Source organism: Streptomyces scabiei 87.22 (genome assembly GCF_000091305.1).
Taxonomy (GTDB): Bacteria; Actinomycetota; Actinomycetes; order Streptomycetales; family Streptomycetaceae; genus Streptomyces; species Streptomyces scabiei.
Map to the genome: position 1 here is coordinate 1,613,351 of NC_013929.1, position 18,624 is coordinate 1,631,974.

An 18,624-nucleotide genomic window follows, 5' to 3' on the forward strand; every position below is an offset into this window, starting at 1 on the left:
TCAGATCTATGGCCGAAAGCACTCCCACGGTTCACTGCGAACCCGACCGCACCACGGAGTTCCTGAGTTCCCCGACACCCTTGATCTCGGTGACCATGTCCACACCGGGGTACAGAAGGACCTCGGGTTCGCGTCCAGTGCCTGGTCCGGCCGGCCTGCCCGTCGTGATCAGGTCTCCGGGCAGCAGCGTGACTACGGTGCTGACATGGGCGATGACGGTGGCTACGTCGAAGATCAGCTGCGAGGTGTTCGCCTTCTGGCGGACCCGTCCGTCGATGACACAGCTCATCGTCAGACCCCGGCCGCCCGTCGGCACGTCGTCGGTGGTGACCATGGCGGGTCCCACCAGGGTGACGTCCGTGGACAGTCCCGACGCCGGGGCGCTTCCCGAGTCGCTCCGCGCGGCGACGCCGTTGACGACGGTGTAGCCCGCGACATGGCGCAGCGCCGTCCGGGCCGTGACCTCACGGGTCCGGCACCCGATCACCAGGCCCAACTCCACGCCCCAGTCCACGTCCCGGCCCTCGGCCGACAGGCAGATGGCGTCGCGGGCACCTGCAACGCCCTGGCCGCCTTGCCGCACGGAGAACACCGGAACGGTGGGGAAGGAGGTGCCCGTCTCCCGTACCCGTGCGGCGTAGTTGGGTCCCACACGAACGATCTTGCTCGGCCGGGTGATGAGGGGCGCGTAGGAGATGTCGTCCAGCCTGCGGCGTTCACCGGTTTCCTCAGCGGCTGGTTCCCGCCAGTCGGCGCCGGAGGCGACCAGCGCCCCGACGTCCGGGTAGGGCAGCACCACGCAGTGTTTCTTCTGCAGACGTGCGGCGGCTGTACGGCCTTGTCCCAGTCGTACGGTGCTGAGCTTCACCGGTGGCACTCCTTTTGTAGCGATGCGGCCCTATACGCAGGTGTGGAGAGCCGGGGCAGCCGTCGCCGCAGCGGCGGGCTGATACGGCAGGAGCAGACGGAATGTGCAGCCTTCACCTGGCCTGGCCTCGAGTTCCAGACGGCCGCCGTTGGCCTCGGCGGCGCCGGCGGCGATCGCGAGCCCCAGGCCGGACCCCGCTGCCGCGGCCCGCTCGGTCGAATCGACGCGGTAGAACCGCTCGAACACCCGCCGCGCGTGCGACTCGGCAAGGCCGGCCCCGTCATCGGCGACCTCGACGACACAGACCCGAGTACCGGGTATGAGCGGAGCGTTGGCGCTGGTACGGCCCGGTCCCGTCGTGCCCGGCCCGTGTGGGCGGACTCGAAGGGTGCCGACACGCACCTGGATGTGTGTCCCGGTCGGAGTGTGGACGCACGCATTGGTGAGCAGATTCGACAGGATCTGCGCCAGCTGATGCGGGTCGCCGACGGCGTCGACGACGTCCAACTCGTTCACGCGGGCGTCGTCCTCGGGGTCGGCGAGAGTGCCAAGGCCGATGCTGCGCCCAGGGTGTCGCACGGCGACGGCAGCGATACCGTCGGCCACGAGAGAGAGGAGGTCGACCGGTTGCCACCGCGTCGCGGGTACCTCACCGAGCCTGGCCAGTTGGGACAGGCTCTCGATGAGACGGCTCATCCGGTCGGCGTTCCGCACGATCAGCTGCTGCGCCTCCTGGCGTCGCTCCAGGCTCATCTCCGGCTCCTGCACCAGGAGTTCGGCGAAGCCCTGCAGAGACGTGAGGGGAGTTCGCAGTTCATGGCCGACGTCCGCCAGGAAGTGGCGCAGCCGTTGCTCCGACGCCTCGGTGCGACGCAGCGCGGTGCGCAGCCGGTCGAGCATCGTGTTCAGGGCACGGCTGAGGTGGCCGACCTCGGTGACCGCATGCCGGTCCGAAACGCTCAGTTCCAACTCACCTTCGGCGATGCGCCTGGCAGTGCGTTCGACTCCGACCAGCGGCCGCAGCCCCAGCCGCACAGCGAGGGTGCCGAAGAGGACGACCCCCGCTGCGACGGCCACCCCGACAGCGAGGCTGAACCACAGCATCCGGGAGGTCGCCTCGTCCACCTCCTTCAGAGGCAGCGCCACCACGACCCGGGTGCCGTCGGTGCCGGTCCGGGCGATCACCCGCCAGGTACTGCCGCCGTCGGTTGCGGCGACCGTGGCGGGTCGGCCGTTCTTGAGGCCGAGTTCCGCCTCCGACTTCGGGAGTCGCGGCCCGGCACTGCCCCCGTCGCCGCTCAGCGACATGGCAATCCGGTGGCCGCCTCTGTCGTAGAAGTACACCCGGTAGTCCGAAGGGAGGCCGCCCGTCCTGGCGGACGCCCCTGACGCCGTCCGGCCGTCGGCCACGTCCTTGTAAAGCTGGGGCACCAGCTGGAAACGGCTCAGTCGCCCGTCGACCTGGTCCGTCAGCCAGGAGTGGAGCAGGGCGAGCCCTGCCGCCTGACAGAGCAGAACCGCCGAGGTGGCCAGCAGCGTGACGCCGAGCACCAGGCGGGCGCGCAGCGAGCGCGGTTTCAGCCGGCGCAGCCACCGCCTCACAGCGCCGCCGCCCCCGGTCCGGGGCGTGCGGCCCGCAGGCAGTAGCCGACACCGCGGACCGTCTGGATGAGCTGGGGTTCGAACCGGTCTATCTTGCGCCGCAGGTTGCGTACGTAGGTGTCGACGATGCGGGCGTCACCGGCGAAGTCGTAGTGCCAGACCTCGGACAGGATCTCCTTCTTGCCCACCACGCGTTCCGGCTGCGCAAGCAGGCAGACCAGGAGCCGGAACTCGGTGGGCGACAGCTGGATGGGCAGCCCGGCCCGGCGCACCTCGTGGGTCTGCTGGTCCAGCTCCAGATCCTCGTACCGCAGCGGCGGCCTCCTGGTCCCGCCGCTTGGTGGCATGTCGCTGCGCCGCAGGATGGCACGGATGCGCAGCAGCACCTCCTGCACGTGGAACGGCTTGGTGACGTAGTCGTCGCCGCCGGAGCTGAGGCCGATGATGCGGTCCTCGACGTCCGTACGCGCCGTCAGGAACAGCACCGGCGTATAGACGCCCTCAGCCCGCAGATGACGGGTCACCGCGAAGCCGTCGATGTCCGGAAGGCCGACGTCCAGCACGATCAGGTCGGGTTGGCCGCGACCGGCCTCGAACATGGCGGTCTGACCTGTGTCGGCGGTGCTCACGGAGTAACCGGCGGCGTGCAGAGCGGAGGTGAGCAAGGTGCGGATGCTGGGGTCGTCCTCGACGACGAGCACATTGTGTGGAGGTGGCGCGGGCGCCGACGGCGCGACGGGCATAGACCTTCCTTTGCTGGTGAGGCGTTCGCGGTGCGCCGAGCGCCCGGACGGCGCCCCACGGGGACTGCCGTCCGGGCGCCGGGGATCAGCCGGTCACCTCCTTGTTCTTGGCCAGCGCCGCGGTACGGTCGGTGACCGTCTTGCGCAGCTTCTCGACGGCGGAGTCCAGCTCCTTGCCGTCGGCACCGGCCTTCCCCGCCTGTTCGGCGATGGCGTTCAGCGCCTTCAGTGCGGTCCCGGAGCCGTAGAACTTCTGGTACAGCTCCTTGTACGCCTTCTTGTAGACGGGGTCGAAGGTGTCCGAGTCCAGGAAGCGCTCCTTCAGCGGGTGGCCGATCATGCCGGCGAACCCACCGCCTTCGCCCTCACCGCCCTGACCGCCTTGGCCGTTCTGACCGCCCGGCAGACCGGAAGGCATTTCGGACGGCATGCCTTCCGGCAGATTCTCGGGCATCCCCGAAGGCATCCCTTCAGGCATTCCTTCAGGCATTCCTTCGGGCATTCCTGACGGCATCCCGGAGGGCATGTTCTGCGCGGCTTGGCCACCTGTGCCCTGGCCGCCCCGGCTGCTCTGCCCAGTGGCACCTCCAGCGCCACCACCGAAGGCACCGCCCATGCCCGTGTCGTCGTCCGGGCCCGAGGTCGCATCGCCGGTGAAGGTGAAGTTGTAGTCCCATCCCAGGACCGAGAACTTCTTGGTGTCCAGGTCGTACCACAGCAGATAGTTCTTGCCGGGTCCGGCCATGTCGTCGAAGTTCATGAGCAGGTTCTGCGCGGCGAGATACGTCGCCAAGGACTCGACGTCCACGTGCTGGTCGAGTTCCTTCTCGAACTCCTCGTCCGACGCCTCGTTCGCCCACTTGATGAGCTTCATGACCGGCTCCAGGTCCTGACTGCCCACCTTGTTGAGCTGCTCGAACGACTCCTCGTAGTCGGTCGGGTCGTCGCCCTTGTACTCGAAGCTGCCGCCGGCCCGCGCCTTGTAGAGCACGCCGTTCCCGTCAGCGACGGACTCCGCGTACTCCGTGTCCGGGCTCTCGACCATCAACCGGGCGGCGACCGGACGGTTGTTGACCTTCACCGACGTGAAGGCGTACCGCTCGTTCTTCTGACCGGTGGTGTCCGTCAGGCTCAGCGCGAGGGCCTCGTTCACCGGCACCTGGCCGTTGCTTCCGGGGCGCAGCGAGATCTCCCGCTCGCCCTGATAGGCGCGGCCCTCGACGAACTCGTCGATCTTGATGAGCCAGGGCAGTTCCTCGGGCTTCTTCTCGGACAGGTTGTAGTTGGTCATCAGGCCCCCCATGCCGCCGGCCCCGCCGGGACCGCGGCCATTGGCCTGGCCGCGGTCCCGGCCCCCGGTGGCGCCGTCCTGCTGCGCCTCCGGGGCGCCCTGCTCGGCGCCTTCGGGCATGGTCCGGCCGCCACCGGGCCTGCCCCGGCCGCTTCCGCGCAGGGACGACAGTGTGGAGTTGCCCTTGAGGCGGATTCCAACGTCCTCGAGGTAGACCCCGTCGATGGTGAGGTCGGCCTCGATGTAGTCCTTGGTCCCGTCCTCGCGGAACTCCTTCATCATCTTCGTGAAGTCGGTCTGGTCGTACTCCAGTTGGATGGAGTGGGAGACCGAGGTGTCGTACAGGTCGACCGTGCCCTCGACGTTCTGTGTGATGGCGTCAGCCTCCACGCGGGAGGAGGAGGTGACGTACGGCGAGATTCGGGCGTCGCCGAAGAAGTAGACCATCACCGCCAGTCCCGCGCAGAGGGCGCCGGCGGACTTCCAGTGGTGCCGCAGCCGTACGGGTACCCGGTCCCGCATCCGCCGCGGCCTGCGCACAGCGGCCGTGGGGGCCGCCTCGCTGCCGCCGGCCATCACAGGTCGGTCGAGTCGTAACCGGTCAGCACCGTCACCCGCTGGCCCGATGTCCGCTCCTGCAGCGCGGCCACCAGGTCGCCGGGCTCGGTGCCCTTCTTCATGCGCACCGTGTAGAACACCTCGGTCAGCGCGCCGCCGCGGATCGTCTCGGTGCTCACAAGCTCGAACTCGCTGGTGTACTTGATCAGTACGTCACCGATGACGGGGCCGTAGTCTTCACCGGCCGGCACCTGGACCTTGACGACCTGCCGCTGCACGTTGAGGGCGAACCAGTTGAACTTGAACATGACGAGCATGACGGCGCAGATCACCACGGCGCCGACCGCAGCCAGCGTGTAGAAGCGGGCGCCGCAGGCCATGCCGATCGCCATGGCCAGGAAGATGAAGCCGACGTCTCGTGTCTCCTTGACCGCGTTCCGGAACCGGACCACGGACAACGCACCGACCAGGGAGAACGCCCGCGCCAGGTTGGACCCGACGACGAGCATGATCAGCGCGACGACCATGCCCACGATGACGAGCGTCTGGACGTAGGACTGGCTGTAGGAGACGTTGCGGTGCGTGTACCGGTACACGTAACCGATCAACGTGCTCAGGACGAACGACAGCGCCATGGCCACGACGACATCGGCAACGCTGAACGTGCCGCTGAGTTCCTGCAGATCGAAGTTCACTGTGCTCCTGCTTTCAAGGGCGCCTGACGCGCCGACGGCTGCTCGGACAGCCCGTTCGTGGTGGGGGTGTGAGGCGATGGATGGTCGGCCTCGTGGACGTGGAAGATGGACCGGGGCGCGAGCCCGAACGCCTCGATGGACTGCACATACTTGGAGACCCGGATGAGGCTGAGGTTGCGGCGGGCCGCCAGGTCCGTGATCCAGTACGGGGTGCGCTCGTTGACCTTGATCTCCATCACCGACAGGTGCGGCGGGATGGTGAAGCGGTTCTCCGGGTTCTGCGTGCCGAAGTGGAAGTCCCGGTCCCGGCCGCGGATGCGCCGGTCGAAGGTCACCCGCAGCCCGGTGTCCGCGGCCCGGCCGACCAGCGCCTCGCGCTGATAGCCGGTGATCGCTGTCGGCTGCAGATTCAGTCGTACGACGAGTTCGAGCACCTCCTGGATGAAGGCGCTTTCCCTGGCGGAGTGCTCCACCATCTCCCGGCCGTCGCACAACTGCCGGGCGACGCCGTACGGGAGGGTGATACGGCGCTTCTGTGTGACCCGGTTGACCCGCTGCTTGATCTCCACACACACCGGGGACTCGTCGGTCACCCCGTCCAGGTTCCCGTAGTGGCGGACGCGCAGCTTGCGCCGGAACTTCAGGCCCTCGATCTTCTCCCAGTAGAACCGCAGCTGCGGGGTGTCGTAGTACAGGCTCCACACCCCGTACCCGCCGACCGGGCTGTTCAGATCGCGGTCCATCCGCTCGGCCAGCTCGTCCCGGATCTCGGCCGCCTCCTCGACCGGAACGAGGTACTTGAGCTCGAACCGGTTGAACGAGTGCAGCCTGCTGGCCACGTGCAACGGCTGTTCCTCTGCCGGGGGCTGCTCCTCCCCCCGGCTCTCGGATTTCCGCCACGTGGTCACCGGTAGTGCCACCATGCGCCTCCTTCGTCGTACGGCCCGATCGGGCGACGCAGGACACAAAACCGGTGGGATGTGAGAAGCAGCTGAGAATTGCGAGGTAATTCCAGGAGTACTCAAGGTGACCAGTAGATGAACTGCGCGCGTTGACGCGGCGTCCTCACGGTCCGGGACAGCTCTGGTCGGTTTTGGTGGATGGTCCGTAGGGCGGCGGCGCTGACCGCCTGCAGTGCGGTGGGCCGACCCAGCGACGGCCGGTATCGGTCTCGGGTGCCCAGGGGGTTGATGCCGCGGGCAGTTCGGGGCGGGCTTCGGTCACGTCCCTCTCAGGACACCGTTGGCGAATTCGGCGGTGGTCGCCAAATGACCTTGCGGTGGCGGGATGATGGCCGGATCGGCGTGGGGGCGCGAGCGTGAGGTGATCGAGATGTCGCTGCGTCCACGTCTGCCGGGCGAGGTTCCGGCCCAGACCGCCGAGGTGGCCCGGCTGGCCTTTCCCAAGGGCTGTCTGTGCATGCGGATCCGGGAGGCGCTCGGGCCGCTGTTCGCCGACGAGGACTTCGTGGGAGCTGTTCCCACAACGTGGTCAACCCGCCTGGCCGCCACATCAGTTGGCGCTCGTGTCGGTGCTGCAGTTCGTGGAGGGCCTGTCGGATCGCCAGGGGGCCGCTACCGTGCGCGGCGCATCGACTGGAAGTTTCTTCTGGGGCTGGAGTTAACCGATCCCGAGTTCGACCATTCCGTGCTGAGCGAGTTCCGCGACCGTCTGGTGGCCGACCGGGCGCCGCGGCGTCTGCTGGAGCTGGTCCTGGAGCGGTTGCACGTACGCGGTGAAGGACGACGAGAGCTGCTGACGGCACACCGCCTCCTGTCCCCGGCTCGCGTCCGCGCGCGGCCGGGCGCCGGCATCCGCAGCCACAACCCAGACACGCAGCCTTCACTCGACACACGATCTCGCAGGATGCCGCACCGTGCGCCGAACCACTGGGGGGAACCATGCGCCGCACCGCGACCGCACTCGCCACCGTCCTTCTGCTCACCACGGCCGTCGCCAGCTGCTCAATGGACGACGGTGTCGATTCCAAGAGCGCGCCGACCAAGACTGCCGCTTCCACCGCAGCGAAGCAGCCCGAGAAGCTGGAGCCGATCTACAGCCCCAAGCTAGAAACCGCCGCAGGCAAGGACGCAGAGTCGACGAGCGCCTGCCAGCTACCCTCGAGCAATGCCTGCGCCCGCTACGTCGCCGACATCATGGACGTTGTCCGTGAACTGCAGGCCGCAATCAACGACTCCGGCCGACCGTACGAGGCAACCACCGAGCAGATCACGAAGATGACGGACGCGGGGTCGGAGTACGTGGCGAATGGGTGCCACGGCGACCCTACTGCTGACGATCCGAACTCCCAGTGCCATGGGGCAGTTGCAGTGACCGTCGGCGCGACCACGCTGGGGATGACGCTGCTCACCGACGAGGCAGGCCTTTAGGACATGCCATGTCTGCGCGGCAGATCACTGATGTGGCGCCAACCGCACCGCGCGCACCGTGGATGAGGCCGCTGAGTGGCCGATCTCCCACCCACGGTGCCTTCGTGTCGTTGTACCGATCCCGGACCAGGCTGCTTAACCGAGAGACACCTTCGCGAAGGGCTCCCACTCGTACATCTGGTTGTCTCGGTGGATCACGATCAGTCCCGCGCTGGAGATACGTGCCTGTGCCGGCGTGAGGTTGAGGTCGTCGAGGATCTGCGCGATCGGCTGTGCGGGGGCGTCTCCGGCGCTGTAGGCCACAGAGACGTGAGGGGTGAAGCCTTCGGCCTTCTCCGGAACATCTCCAAGGACATCACCGATGGCCTCCCGGATGGCACTTCGGACGGCCCGGACTGGGCTGTCGGGGTGGACATGCAGCAGCACCGCTTCGGGGTCCAGCACCTCCGGGCCGATCCGTAGATCGAAGGCCGGTACGACGGCCAGGCGGGTGTGTGTTTCCTCCACGATGGAGTTAACGTGCTGCTCTTTGGTCTCGCCTACGAAACCGATGCCCTGCATGGTGAGGTGCAGCCACTGGTCGGGGATCGGGGTGAGGATGTCTCCGAGAGGCGCGAGCGCGGACCGGTACTCGGTGGCAAGCCGGTGCACGTCGTCCTGGCCCTCGAACGACAGATGCCGGGTGTAGAAGCGGCGGCCCACCCTCCAGCCGGGCCGCCACCACCAGTGGTTCCGCATGGTCTCAGGTTGCGTCGTCATTGAGGTCTTCTCAGCAACACAACGGTTGCGGTGCGTGATGCCGTACCGGCTGGCAGGTCGGTGAGAGGCTTCACGTGTCGTCCAGCACCACCTACACCCACCACTCGCAAACCGCGGGCCGTGCACGATCCGGGCAAGGTCCTGCTGGATGCGACCCTGGCCATCGCACTCGGCGGCGCCTGCCTGGCCGACGTCGGCATGCCACGGGCCGAGCCGGGCGTGTTCGGCCCAGTGGCTTCCGATCCGACGGTCTCCCGGTTGATCGACACCCTCGCCGCTTCGGGCGAGAAGGCGCTGACCGCGATCCGCGCCGCACGTTCCGAAGTCCGCAAAAGAGTCTGGGAGTTGGCTGGCGAACAGGCTCCGGATGCCGGCGGGCAGGTGATCGTGGACCTGGACGGGGTCCTGGCCGTCGCGCACTCGGACAAGCAGGACGCCGCCCCGACTTGGAAGAAGACCTACGGCCACCACCCGCTCATGGGGTTCGTCGACCACGGCCCGGAAGGACCGGAGAACCCGTCGCGGCTCTCCTGCGCCCAGGCAACGCGGGCTCGAACACGGCCGCCGACCACATCACCGCCACCCGCCTCGCCCTCGCTCAACTACCAGGGAAGTACCGGCGAGGGCAGCGGACGCTGGTCCGCTGCGACTCCGGTGGCGGCACCCATGAGTTCGTGGCCTGGCTCGCCCAGCGCGGACGCTGGCTGTCCTACTCAGTCGGCATGGTGATTACCGAGGCCGTCCACCAGCACGTCCTGGAGATCCCCGCATCGGCCTGGACCCCGGCCGTCGAGACAAGCGGCGAAGTCCGTGACGGGCCTGGGTCGCCGAACTCACCGGTGACCTGCTCGACGGTTGGGCGAAAGGCATGGGGTTGATCGTCCTCAAGGAACGGCCGCACAGCCCAGTTGAGAATCACGGACGCCGACGGCATGCGGATCACGTGCTTCGCCACCAACACCCCCGACCGGCCGATCGCCGAACTCGAACTGCGTCACCGGCTGCGGGCCCGCGCGGAGGACCGCATCCGGGCCGCACGTTCGACCGGCCTGCGGAACCTCCCCTTGCACGACACCGCGCAGAACAGGGTCTGGCTGGAGACAGTGCCCGTGCTCGCCCTGACCGGGCAAGCCCGCCTCTGGGAACCGCGCCGCCTGCGGCTCCGCCTGTTCTCCGCGGCCGGTCAGCTCGTCACCACCGGCAGACGCCGCATCCTCCGCCTCGTCCACCACTGGCCCTGGACCCGCGAGATCACAGACGCCCTCGAACGGCTTGCACTCCTGCCGAACCCCGGCTGACCGTCGGACTCACCTGTCCCTACGAGAATGGCGATCGGCGTACGACTCGAGACACCTACCCGTACGGTCCGCATCGTGATCCGTCTCGTACGTACCCACCTTGCATTCACCTTTCGTCAAGGCTTACGTCGCAAATGGCCTCCGCCTTGTGCGTCACGAATGCTCACGTCGGCCGGGAGTGAAGGCAACCGGCAGGGCTTGGTAGCCGCGCGTGAAGGATGAGCCACTGAACTCACACGTGTCTTCATTTGCGATCCGGTAATCCGGAAGGCGCCGAAGTACCTCCGAAAAACCTACGCGAAGCTCGAGCCGCGCGAGGGGCGCACCGAGACAGCGATGCGTGCCGAAGCCGAACCCGAGGTGCCGATTTGGCTCACGATCGATGATGCATTTCCCGGCATCCGCGAACTCATTTTCATCGCGATTTGCTGCCGCATAGTTCACGATGACAGCGTCACCTCGCTTGAAGCCGTACCCGCAGATTTCGACGTCCGCCGTGATGTACCTCGGCAAGCCGTGTACTGAACCCGAATATCGAACGAACTCTTCTACCGCGGCGGGCAGGAGTGAAGGATCCGCGACCAGGCGACTCCGCTCGGCGGGATGATGCGCCAGCCAGTAGTAGGCGGCGGAAAGCGCGTTCGATGTCGTTTCCAGGCTGGCTGCGACCAGTAGTGTCGCGTTGGCCATTCTCTCGCCCACTGTCAGCGGGCGCCCGCCGATCTCGGAATTGAGCAGGCCGTCGATGATGTCATCACGCGGAGGTTGGCCCACGCGCTCCTTCAGCACATCGGCGATGAGCTCGAAGACTCTAGCGGCACTTTGGTCTCGCTCGGCCGCGTCCGACGCGAGCAAACTTGCGCCCTGGGCCGCCAGCGCCTCGCCGAGCAGCTCGGCCGGGAAGCCAAGGAACTCAGCGAACAAGATCTCGCTCGGCAGTTTCCACGAAAAATCCGCGAGGTCGCCCTTGCCTTCCTCGATGAACTCGTCGATGAGCCTGTTCGCCACCGCTCGAACTTTTGGCTCGAGCGCGACCATCCGCTCAGGAGTGAAGGACGGACTCAATACCTTTCGAAGCTCCTTCTGAACCGGCGGATCAGTACTGATGGGGGTCGCACTGTCGTCGACCGGGAGGTCCGACCGGCGCTCGATCTCGGAAAGATTGTCGAACGCCTTTCGCGGATCGTTCGATACGCGCCGCCAATCCTTCAGAAGCTGGTGGCACTCCGCATAGCCAATCACCTGAAGTGTTTCTTTGAAGCGCCCGCTGAAGTCGAGCTGGTCAGTGGGAACAATAGCGCCGATCGTCCGCATTGCCTCGTAGACCTTGTACACCAGTTCGGGGTCGTCAAAGGCGGTGTCGCGAATATCAAAATGCTTAACGTGTTCGTCTATCGACTTCGTCACGTCCATCCACCCTTCCTGTACGCGCTGCCGGCGGCAAGAGTCCACGGCCGCGCTCAAGGAGTACCACTGTGGTACGGACGCAACGAGTGGAATGAACTCCGGAGTTCATTCCCCTGGTTCAGGGTGATCTGCCCGGCTATAGAGGCCTCCCCCGGTTGCGTCCATGGAGATGGTGTAGAAGTCGCAGGTCTCGGCGCTGGCCCGCCACCTCGACGAACAAGTCGCAGCCTTCCGCAACCGACCGCTGGACCAACCTCGATTCGGCAGCGGCCTGATTGGTCCCGCTGATCCGGTGTCTCGTGCCGGCAGCGGTAGGTCGTGGGCAGCGAGATGCCGTTGTCGCGGGCCAGCTGGACCAGACGCGCGCCGTCGACGGACCAGCGCAGCACCAGCACGGCCTGCTTGAAGACACCCGGCACCCGTGTGCCCCTGCGGGTTCCCAGCCGGGCGCGGTGGCCGCGCAGCAGCATCGCGAGATGCCCGGCAGTCTCTCTGCGGACATCGAGGACAGCGGTGCAGGTGATACTGGACGGCACGTGAAGCCTCTGGCTGTACGGAACGTGATCTTGGCAGACCCGTTCCTACCAGGGGCTTCACACGTGTCTGACGCCGGGGCACCATCCCGCGCACGCACAGGCGATCACGCACCGCAACCATCACGTTGCTGAGAAGACCTCATTGAGCGCCATCCCGAACTCCTCACCGGATTCCTGGCCGGGACCGGCCGCGAACTCGCCACACCCGTATCAAGCCTGTGGTCAAAGATCAGTACACGGCTGGGTTTGACGTGGTAGCCGGCGGATCGCTGACCGCAGGCACCTCGGGGGTGGAGACGCCGTAGGTGTAGGGCTTCAAGGTTGTCATCAGCAACAGGGCGATGACTGTGGCGCCCGCGGCGATCGAGATCGGGAGTGTGTAGCTTCCTGTCGCGTCGAATCCGATACCGATCAGCACGGAGCCGAGGCCCGCTGCCACTACGTTCAATCCCGCACTGACGCCGTAGATCTCGGCGGAGGTCCGCAGACCGAAGTAACGGGTGATCAGATACGGCAGGAGCATGGCGACGGTCGCCATCCCGGTACCCGTCAGGATGACGCCGAGGAGCTGAAGGACGAACGTGGTACCGGAGACCAGGAGCAGAGTCAGCCCGAGGATGGGTAGGAGGTAAAACGCGGTCGCGGTTCGGGGAGAGTGAGCACGGTCGGCGACGTACCCGCTCAGGAGCACACCGACCACGACGGACAGGGCCAGAATCGACGCCAGGGTCGTCGCGGTCCCCTCAGAGGTGCCGCGTCCCGTCATCCAGTTCACCAGCACCGTCTGCGCGCCGACCAGGGCCCCGGTCGCCAGAGCGTCGGCCACTGAGATGGTCCAGAAGGTCCGGGAGCGGAAGGCCTGCTTGGCGGGGACTCCCGGCTCGGCCGCGTTGGCCGCCTTCTCCACCTCAACCCGTGCCACGTCCGCCGCGTCGACAGGCTTGGTCCGCACGAGGAAGAACGCGGCACTGCCGCCGCACACAAGAGCGGCCAGCGCGAACACTTCGTAGGCGGTGCGCCAGCCGTAGTCATTGATGAGCAAACGAGATATTTGCGCGACGATGGACTGCGCCAACTGCGGCGCGGCAGCGATCACCATGCCGAGGAAAAGCGCGCGGCTTGTGCTGTACCAGGACGCCACGACCCGCATAGCCACCACCGGGCCGGCGAGGGCCGCGCTTATACCTATGGCCACCGCGGACAGCCAATAGACGGCTCCGGTAGATTTCATCGTCGACAGCCCGAAGAGGCCCAGTGCGAAGAACGCGATCCCGACACACAGAGGAGTCTTCGCGCCGATCCGGTCGATGATGCGCCCGGCTACGGGGCTCATGACCGCCATCACAATCTGCGAAAGCGTAAAAATGAGCGTAAAGCCCGCTGTGGCCCATCCCAGGGATTCGGATACGGGCTTGAGGAAGACCGAGAAGGACCCCGCGAATATCCCTCCCATACTGAAGGCCATGCAGATGAATATACCAACCGTCGCGGCTATACGAGCGTTTCGTGACATGCCGCCTCCTGTCTTTGCGTCCCTACGTTCCGGTAGTTCGGTTCCCTTTGGCGCGCCGTCCCGGTACCCAGCGGGCCGCGCACACCGGCAGCTCCGGTGCGGTGCCTGACTCATTCCTCCACGAAGCAGTCGCGCCTTGTCGGTTTCGTTCACGCGATGATGGCGTTCACTTCCGAATCATTCTTGGCATGCCGGTCAAGACATGCCATATACCCATATTTCGGGGTATCCAGAGGATTACGGGCAAGTTACCCGCTTGGGTGCCTGGAGGGTATGCCTCGGATCGCCGGCAAAACCAGACGGCGGATCTCGGTTCTCAGGAGGTGTACGGGCAACCCGACCTTAAGATCGTCTGTCTATTTTCTGTGAGAACTCGCTGTCTGTGTGTGCGGAGGGTTCCGCCGTGACCATGAACGTTGACGGGATGCCATCGGGTTCGTTGCAGGAGTTCATGCCGTTCGGGGTGCTGGCCTCGGAGCAGTCCAGGGAGGCTGTTGACGAGGTCGTCGTCGCGCACGGCAGGCAGCCCAGGCGGCGGGATTCCAGACTGTCTGCGCATGTGATGGTGTACTTCGCGCTCGCTCTGGGGTTGTGGTCCGGTGATGACTGCGAGCAGGTGATGGCCCGGCTCACGGACCGGTGGTCCCGCCCGAGGCTGGGGTCCGGGGTGCTGGCGGATCTGTACGAGCGGCTGGCGGAGCCAATCACGGAGATCCTCACCCCGGGGGCTGGGTCGGGACGTGGCGGCTGGTGGCCGTGGACAGCACCGTGGTCGACTTGCACGACACCCCCGCCGACGACGCCTACTCCGGTCGGCCTGGTGGCACCGCCATGCCGGGGCCGTTCCCTCAGGCCAGGGTCGTGGCAGTGCCTGCATCGGTTGATCACGTGATCCCGAGGGCTGTCAACCTCGATTCGTCAGCGGCCTGATTGGTCCAGCTGATCCGGTGTCTTGCCCCGGTTTGTCCGACCGGTCGCTGTAGGGGCCATCGCATGACGCTGCGGAGGCGTCGGGTTCCACGGGCCCGAGACGGGGGTTTCCTCTCCTTCCTGGTCTTCGTCGCGGTGGTGACCGGCCGTCAGGTGAGAGCTGGAAGCTGAGTGGCCCGCTGCCAGTCGATGGTGAACGCTGCTGCCCAGGGCCAGCTCCGGTCGAGGTGCAGGGTGCGGCGTCGGGCGTGGGCGGTGAGCCGGGCGGGCAGGTGGTAGAGCTTCATACGGATCGTCTCCGGCTCCGCGGCGGCGAGTTCGGGTTCGTCGTGCAGGAGGAGGAGCCGGGTCCATGCGTCGAGGTCGGCGGCGATCATGGCGGCCGGCACCCAGGCGGCATTCATCTGCCAGGACCCTCAACAGTCCCATCGTTGCACCCATGAGGGCTGGGGCTGTCAAGGTGCACGATGCCCCGGCCCGGTGTGTGCCGATGGGCTCGCGCCGGGTTGATCGCCTTTGTGGACAGGGGTGTTAGGGCCGTGGTCCCCCGAGTCATGGTCGTGCGGAGGCAACTCGCACGCACCCATTCGATCCCGGCCGACCGAGCCGGATCATGACCTTCCTTCGGGGGCCGGGCTGCTCATTCAGGTCAACGAGCTCGGCGGGGCCGGCTCGTGCAACAATGCGGGCTCGCCCGGGGCTTGGCACCCCGTCCCTGGGGTGTGGTCGTCATGCCGTTGTGCACGGCTCCTTCTGCTGCTGGGCCGCGTCGACCTCGCGCAGCACGTGATAGGCGTGGGTGAGAAGTTTGCGGGCGACCGCGATGGTGGCGATCTTCCTGCCGCGGCGGTAGGCAATCTGTTCGAAGCAGGCGGCATACGGCGGGGTGCGCTTGGCGGTCTGCGCGGCCTGGTTCATGATCCAGCGCAGCCAGGGATCTCCATGCTTGGAGATGTGCCCGTAGCGCACGGTGCGGTCCGAGCCGCGGACCGTGGGGGTGAGCCCGGCCCAGGAGGCAAGCTTGCGGGCCGAGGAGAACCGGCGGATGTCGCCGACCTCCGCCGCGATGATCAAAGCGGTGAGCGGGGCGGGCCGATGCCGGGCAGCGCGGTCAGGGCCTTGACCCGCGGGTCGGCCTTTGCCACCGCGGCGAGCGAGGCGTCTAGGCCGTGTTTTTGAACTGAGCTTGCGGCCGCGCCTCTTGCGGTGATGATCTCCGTGTGGGGCGTAGGGATCTTTCGGATGATCAGTGGTCGGTGCTGGAGCCGTTGTTGCCGACGGCGGGGGTGGGGCGTCCGGCGCGTAACCAGCGGCGGTTGATCAACGGGGTGCGGTGGCGGGTGCGCACGGGTGTTCCGTGGAGGGATCTGCCGGCTGAGTACGGGCACTGGCAGACCGTGTACGGGCTGTTCAGGCGCTGGCAGCGCGAGGGCGTGTGGACCCGGATCCTGATCGCGTTGCAGGTCCGGGCCGATGCGGCCGGTCTCATCACGTGGGAGGTGAACGTGGACTCCACGGTCTGCCGGGCTCACCAGCACGCCGCCGGTGCCCGCCGGGACGGCGCCGGACAGAATGAACCACCGGGCGGCATCGGAACCGAGCCGGACGATCACGGGCTGGGCCGGTCCCGTGGCGGGTTCTCCACGAAGGTCCACCTCGCCTGCGAGCAGGGACAGAAGCCGTTGTCGCTGCTGGTCACGGCAGGCCAGCGGGGTGACAGCCCGCAGTTCGAGCCGGTCCTGGAGGCGATCCGGGTGCCGCGCGCCGGTGGCGGACGTCCTCGGCTGCGCCCGTTGCGGGTGCGGGGCGACAAGGCGTATTCGTCGCGCGCCAACCGTGCCTATCTGCGTCGACGCGGGATCCGGTGCACGATCCCCGAGCCGGCCGACCAGATCCGCAACCGCAAGCGCCGCGGCACTGCCGGAGGCCGTCCGCCTGCCTTCGACCGGCAGGACTACAAGGCCCGGCATGCGGTCGAGTGCGGGATCAGCCGCCTCAAGCAGCACCGGGCGGTGGCCACCCGCTATGACAAGCTCGCCGTCCGGTTCGAGGCGACGGTGCTGATCGCGGCGATCCACCAGTGGCTGTGAGCCGCTGAGAGGCCACCCAGCCATGCCATGCTGACGCCGGAAGCGACAGCGCACGGTGGGGAGAGGTCCAGTGGCCGCCAGGTACTACTGCGCAGACAGCGAGAACGGCGACCACGTCGATGACCCGTCCGAGGACGCGTTGTTCGAGCTGATCGGCGAGCTCAACGACCAGGACAACACGTTTGTCGTCATCCAGCCCGACCAGGACGATCCCGCATGGTTCGCCTCCGTCGCGGTCCTGGACGAGGGCGGCTACGAAATCGTCCGCCGCGACGCCGCTCGCCGCGAGCATCACGTGAGCAGCGAGAACCGTATCGACCGGATCGCGGGCGACCTCACCAAGTGGATGGCCGCCCGCGCGATCCAAAACACGGCCTAGCCGGTCGATGACGGCCTGCAGTGCGTCGATGACCTCCAGCCGGTCGGCCACCGTCCGCCGGGCCCCCTCCGGCAGCGGCAGCGTCTGAAGCCACTCCCGGCCCACGCCACTGAAGCAGTTGGCCCCGCGGTCGCAGCCGTGATCGGCCAAAACCGCGTGGATGCGGTTACGCAACAAGGTGCGCAGCCGCACGAGCTGTGCTCGGTGGCGCAGCACGGCCCGCTGCTCGCGGATGTCCGGCGGCGCGATCCAAGCCTCGGGCAGCAGATCCGTGCGCAGCAGGTGGGCCAGGGTGGCCGCGTCAACCTTGTCGTTCTTCAACCGGGCCGCAGCGATCGCTTTGCACTGCAACGGGTGGGCCAGATGCGGCTCGAAGCCGTAGTCCTGGAGCAACTCGATCAGCCAGCCCCAGCCATACGCGGCCTCGAACACCACCAGCGTGCCCACCGGCAGGTCACCGATCACTCCCAGCACCGTCTCGCGCCCGTTGGGGACGTTCCGGTTCACCGCCGTCCGGCCGCTCTCGTCCATCACGGCGATCTGCGGCCGGCGGCGATGCACATCGATCCCGACGTAAGCCTGCATCGCGGGCCTCCTGACCCGGACTCGGCTCCCCCACAGCAGGGTGCTCCGAACGCACCACAAGGGGAAGCCCCAGCCCTCATAGGGTCAGGTCAGGAGCACTCTCCGCATATTTGATCAAGACCCGGACAAGCTCACTCGCGAAAGCGCGAGGCCAACTCCTATTTCGACGCGCTGACGAGTGTGGACAGCCGCCGCGCCCCGATTGCGACCGACTGTGTGCGGCATGAGACCGGCCTGCGCACCACCGGCAACGCGGCGCCACCCGAGCCCCTGCTGCCGCAGAACACACCCGCGGACGAGCGTGAGCGGATGCGAATCCTCATGGAGGGAAAGAGCGTACGCGGCACCGCCGAGCAGATCGATTCGGGTCTCTTCGCCGATCTGTGGAAGGTGTGGCCACACCGGCCGATCGTGTTCGACGAGGAAAAGGGTCTCGTGACAGCGTTCCCGCTGTTCATTCAGAACGGCGACACGCCCCTCGCCGCTCATAGTCCCGCTCAGCTTCGGCGCCGGCAACGGCTGGGATGCGGGCTCAGGCCCCTGACGTCAGACCGGCAGGTCGCCGGACACCCTGCTCACGACGACGGCTTGGCGGCACCTGTCGAACACATCCCGTTTCACGGACTGCAGGCGTGCGGCTTCCTGGGCGTCGCCGTCCCGGATCGCCAGAACGACATCAAGGGTGGATCGTGCGGAGAGCTCCTCGCGTGTGGTCGTACGCCTTGACACCGTCCACGAGGATGGACAGCAATGCGTTCTGCGCGAGGCGCTGCAGTACCCGCTCGATCGGTGCGACGTTCGAGATCGGCTCTGTCGTGCCGAGGTGCTGCGGAGCGTCGATCAGCTCGGCGTCGCCGGCGCCGACCTTCCGTGCGGCGATCTCGGCCATCTCGATCCACAGTCCACGGCCAGCGCGGTCGGCGCCCTTGCATGGCTGGGAGTTCGACGCGAGGTGCACGGACAGCTGACGGCTGAGCGGG

The 18,624-nt window shown here is 67.0% G+C and carries 18 protein-coding genes and 5 pseudogenes; 8 read left to right on the forward strand and 15 right to left on the reverse strand.

Features of this window, described 5'->3' with window-relative positions; translation table 11 throughout:
• Positions 1-31 precede the first annotated feature (31 nt).
• The 6 genes from SCAB_RS06835 to SCAB_RS06860 all read right to left on the reverse strand — a co-directional run bounded on the left by SCAB_RS06835 (position 32) and on the right by SCAB_RS06860 (position 6,596).
• Positions 32-868, reverse strand: coding sequence for a fumarylacetoacetate hydrolase family protein (locus SCAB_RS06835; protein WP_012999320.1), 837 nt, complete (start codon positions 866-868; stop codon positions 32-34).
• A 30-nt stretch (positions 869-898) separates the two neighbouring features.
• A complete protein-coding gene (locus SCAB_RS06840) occupies positions 899-2,470 on the reverse strand; it encodes a sensor histidine kinase (RefSeq protein ID WP_012999321.1) in 1,572 nt (523 codons plus the stop codon).
• The gene (locus SCAB_RS06845) at positions 2,467-3,213 is read right to left on the reverse strand and encodes a response regulator transcription factor (RefSeq protein WP_012999322.1); all 747 of its coding nucleotides are present in this window, start codon (positions 3,211-3,213) and stop codon (positions 2,467-2,469) included. Before SCAB_RS06845 ends, SCAB_RS06840 begins: the two co-directional genes overlap by 4 nt.
• Before the next feature lie 85 nt (positions 3,214-3,298).
• Entirely contained in the window at positions 3,299-5,080 is a 1,782-nt protein-coding gene (locus SCAB_RS06850) for a CotH kinase family protein (RefSeq protein WP_049875659.1), read from the reverse strand.
• Positions 5,080-5,757 carry a DUF4956 domain-containing protein gene (locus SCAB_RS06855; RefSeq protein WP_012999324.1) on the reverse strand — a complete coding sequence of 226 codons (678 nt, stop codon included), beginning with the start codon at positions 5,755-5,757 and terminating at the stop codon, positions 5,080-5,082. The genes SCAB_RS06850 and SCAB_RS06855 overlap by 1 nt, the downstream gene beginning before the upstream one ends.
• Positions 5,754-6,596, reverse strand: a complete 843-nt coding sequence (locus SCAB_RS06860) for a polyphosphate polymerase domain-containing protein (protein ID WP_012999325.1) — start codon at positions 6,594-6,596, stop codon at positions 5,754-5,756. Before SCAB_RS06860 ends, SCAB_RS06855 begins: the two co-directional genes overlap by 4 nt.
• Positions 6,597-7,089: 493 nt before the next feature.
• Here SCAB_RS06860 and SCAB_RS48305 point away from each other — a divergent pair.
• A pseudogene (locus SCAB_RS48305) lies at positions 7,090-7,435 on the forward strand (transposase); the annotation flags it as partial.
• Here the strand turns inward: SCAB_RS48305 and SCAB_RS49365 are convergent.
• Complete coding sequence (locus SCAB_RS49365; RefSeq protein ID WP_374195935.1) at positions 7,378-7,524, reverse strand: hypothetical protein; 147 nt, start codon at positions 7,522-7,524, stop codon at positions 7,378-7,380. The pseudogene SCAB_RS48305 and the gene SCAB_RS49365 sit on opposite strands and share 58 nt — an antisense overlap.
• Before the next feature lie 134 nt (positions 7,525-7,658).
• Here SCAB_RS49365 and SCAB_RS48310 point away from each other — a divergent pair, with 134 nt between their 5' ends.
• The gene (locus SCAB_RS48310) at positions 7,659-8,147 is read left to right on the forward strand and encodes a hypothetical protein (protein WP_012999326.1); all 489 of its coding nucleotides are present in this window, start codon (positions 7,659-7,661) and stop codon (positions 8,145-8,147) included.
• 135 nt (positions 8,148-8,282) lie between these two features.
• Here the strand turns inward: SCAB_RS48310 and SCAB_RS06875 are convergent, their stop codons facing one another.
• On the reverse strand, positions 8,283-8,906 hold the full coding sequence (locus SCAB_RS06875; RefSeq protein WP_106437236.1) for a 2'-5' RNA ligase family protein: 624 nt from the start codon (positions 8,904-8,906) through the stop codon (positions 8,283-8,285).
• Positions 8,907-9,026: 120 nt separating this feature from the next.
• Here SCAB_RS06875 and SCAB_RS48980 point away from each other — a divergent pair.
• Positions 9,027-9,335 (forward strand): annotated as a pseudogene (locus SCAB_RS48980) (transposase); the annotation flags it as partial.
• A 17-nt stretch (positions 9,336-9,352) separates the two neighbouring features.
• Positions 9,353-10,204: pseudogene (locus SCAB_RS06880) on the forward strand (transposase).
• 153 nt (positions 10,205-10,357) lie between these two features.
• Here SCAB_RS06880 and SCAB_RS06885 read toward each other — a convergent pair.
• The 3 genes and pseudogenes from SCAB_RS06885 to SCAB_RS06890 form a co-directional block, all read right to left on the reverse strand.
• On the reverse strand, positions 10,358-11,617 hold the full coding sequence (locus SCAB_RS06885) for a cytochrome P450 (protein WP_012999329.1): 1,260 nt from the start codon (positions 11,615-11,617) through the stop codon (positions 10,358-10,360).
• A gap of 290 nt (positions 11,618-11,907) precedes the next feature.
• Positions 11,908-12,147: pseudogene (locus SCAB_RS48315) on the reverse strand (IS5/IS1182 family transposase); the annotation flags it as partial.
• Positions 12,148-12,376: 229 nt separating this feature from the next.
• Complete coding sequence (locus SCAB_RS06890; RefSeq protein ID WP_012999330.1) at positions 12,377-13,612, reverse strand: MFS transporter; 1,236 nt, start codon at positions 13,610-13,612, stop codon at positions 12,377-12,379.
• Between the two features lie 499 nt (positions 13,613-14,111).
• Between SCAB_RS06890 and SCAB_RS49370 the strand changes: the two genes are divergently transcribed.
• A complete protein-coding gene (locus SCAB_RS49370) occupies positions 14,112-14,552 on the forward strand; it encodes a transposase domain-containing protein (RefSeq protein WP_225968240.1) in 441 nt (146 codons plus the stop codon).
• A gap of 187 nt (positions 14,553-14,739) precedes the next feature.
• On the opposite strand, the gene SCAB_RS06900 is transcribed toward SCAB_RS49370, so the two are convergent.
• Entirely contained in the window at positions 14,740-14,994 is a 255-nt protein-coding gene (locus SCAB_RS06900) for a transposase (protein ID WP_049875661.1), read from the reverse strand.
• A 325-nt stretch (positions 14,995-15,319) separates the two neighbouring features.
• Positions 15,320-15,664, reverse strand: coding sequence for an IS110 family transposase (locus SCAB_RS06905; RefSeq protein WP_012999333.1), 345 nt, complete (start codon positions 15,662-15,664; stop codon positions 15,320-15,322).
• 146 nt (positions 15,665-15,810) lie between these two features.
• On the opposite strand from SCAB_RS06905, the gene SCAB_RS06910 reads away from it, so the two are divergent.
• Together SCAB_RS06910 and SCAB_RS48320 are read left to right on the forward strand one after the other, a co-directional pair.
• A complete protein-coding gene (locus tag SCAB_RS06910) occupies positions 15,811-16,680 on the forward strand; it encodes an IS5 family transposase (RefSeq protein ID WP_041668929.1) in 870 nt (289 codons plus the stop codon).
• A gap of 70 nt (positions 16,681-16,750) precedes the next feature.
• The gene (locus SCAB_RS48320; RefSeq protein ID WP_012999335.1) at positions 16,751-17,059 is read left to right on the forward strand and encodes a hypothetical protein; all 309 of its coding nucleotides are present in this window, start codon (positions 16,751-16,753) and stop codon (positions 17,057-17,059) included.
• A 156-nt stretch (positions 17,060-17,215) separates the two neighbouring features.
• Here SCAB_RS48320 and SCAB_RS48325 read toward each other — a convergent pair.
• Positions 17,216-17,644: pseudogene (locus SCAB_RS48325) on the reverse strand (IS110 family transposase); the annotation flags it as partial.
• 180 nt (positions 17,645-17,824) lie between these two features.
• Between SCAB_RS48325 and SCAB_RS46890 the strand changes: the two are divergent.
• A complete protein-coding gene (locus tag SCAB_RS46890; RefSeq protein ID WP_158512227.1) occupies positions 17,825-18,370 on the forward strand; it encodes a hypothetical protein in 546 nt (181 codons plus the stop codon).
• Here SCAB_RS46890 and SCAB_RS48330 read toward each other — a convergent pair.
• Positions 18,321-18,533: a hypothetical protein gene (locus SCAB_RS48330; RefSeq protein WP_041668930.1), complete on the reverse strand. Its 213-nt coding sequence runs from the start codon at positions 18,531-18,533 to the stop codon at positions 18,321-18,323. The genes SCAB_RS46890 and SCAB_RS48330 overlap by 50 nt on opposite strands.
• Positions 18,534-18,624: the final 91 nt, after the last annotated feature.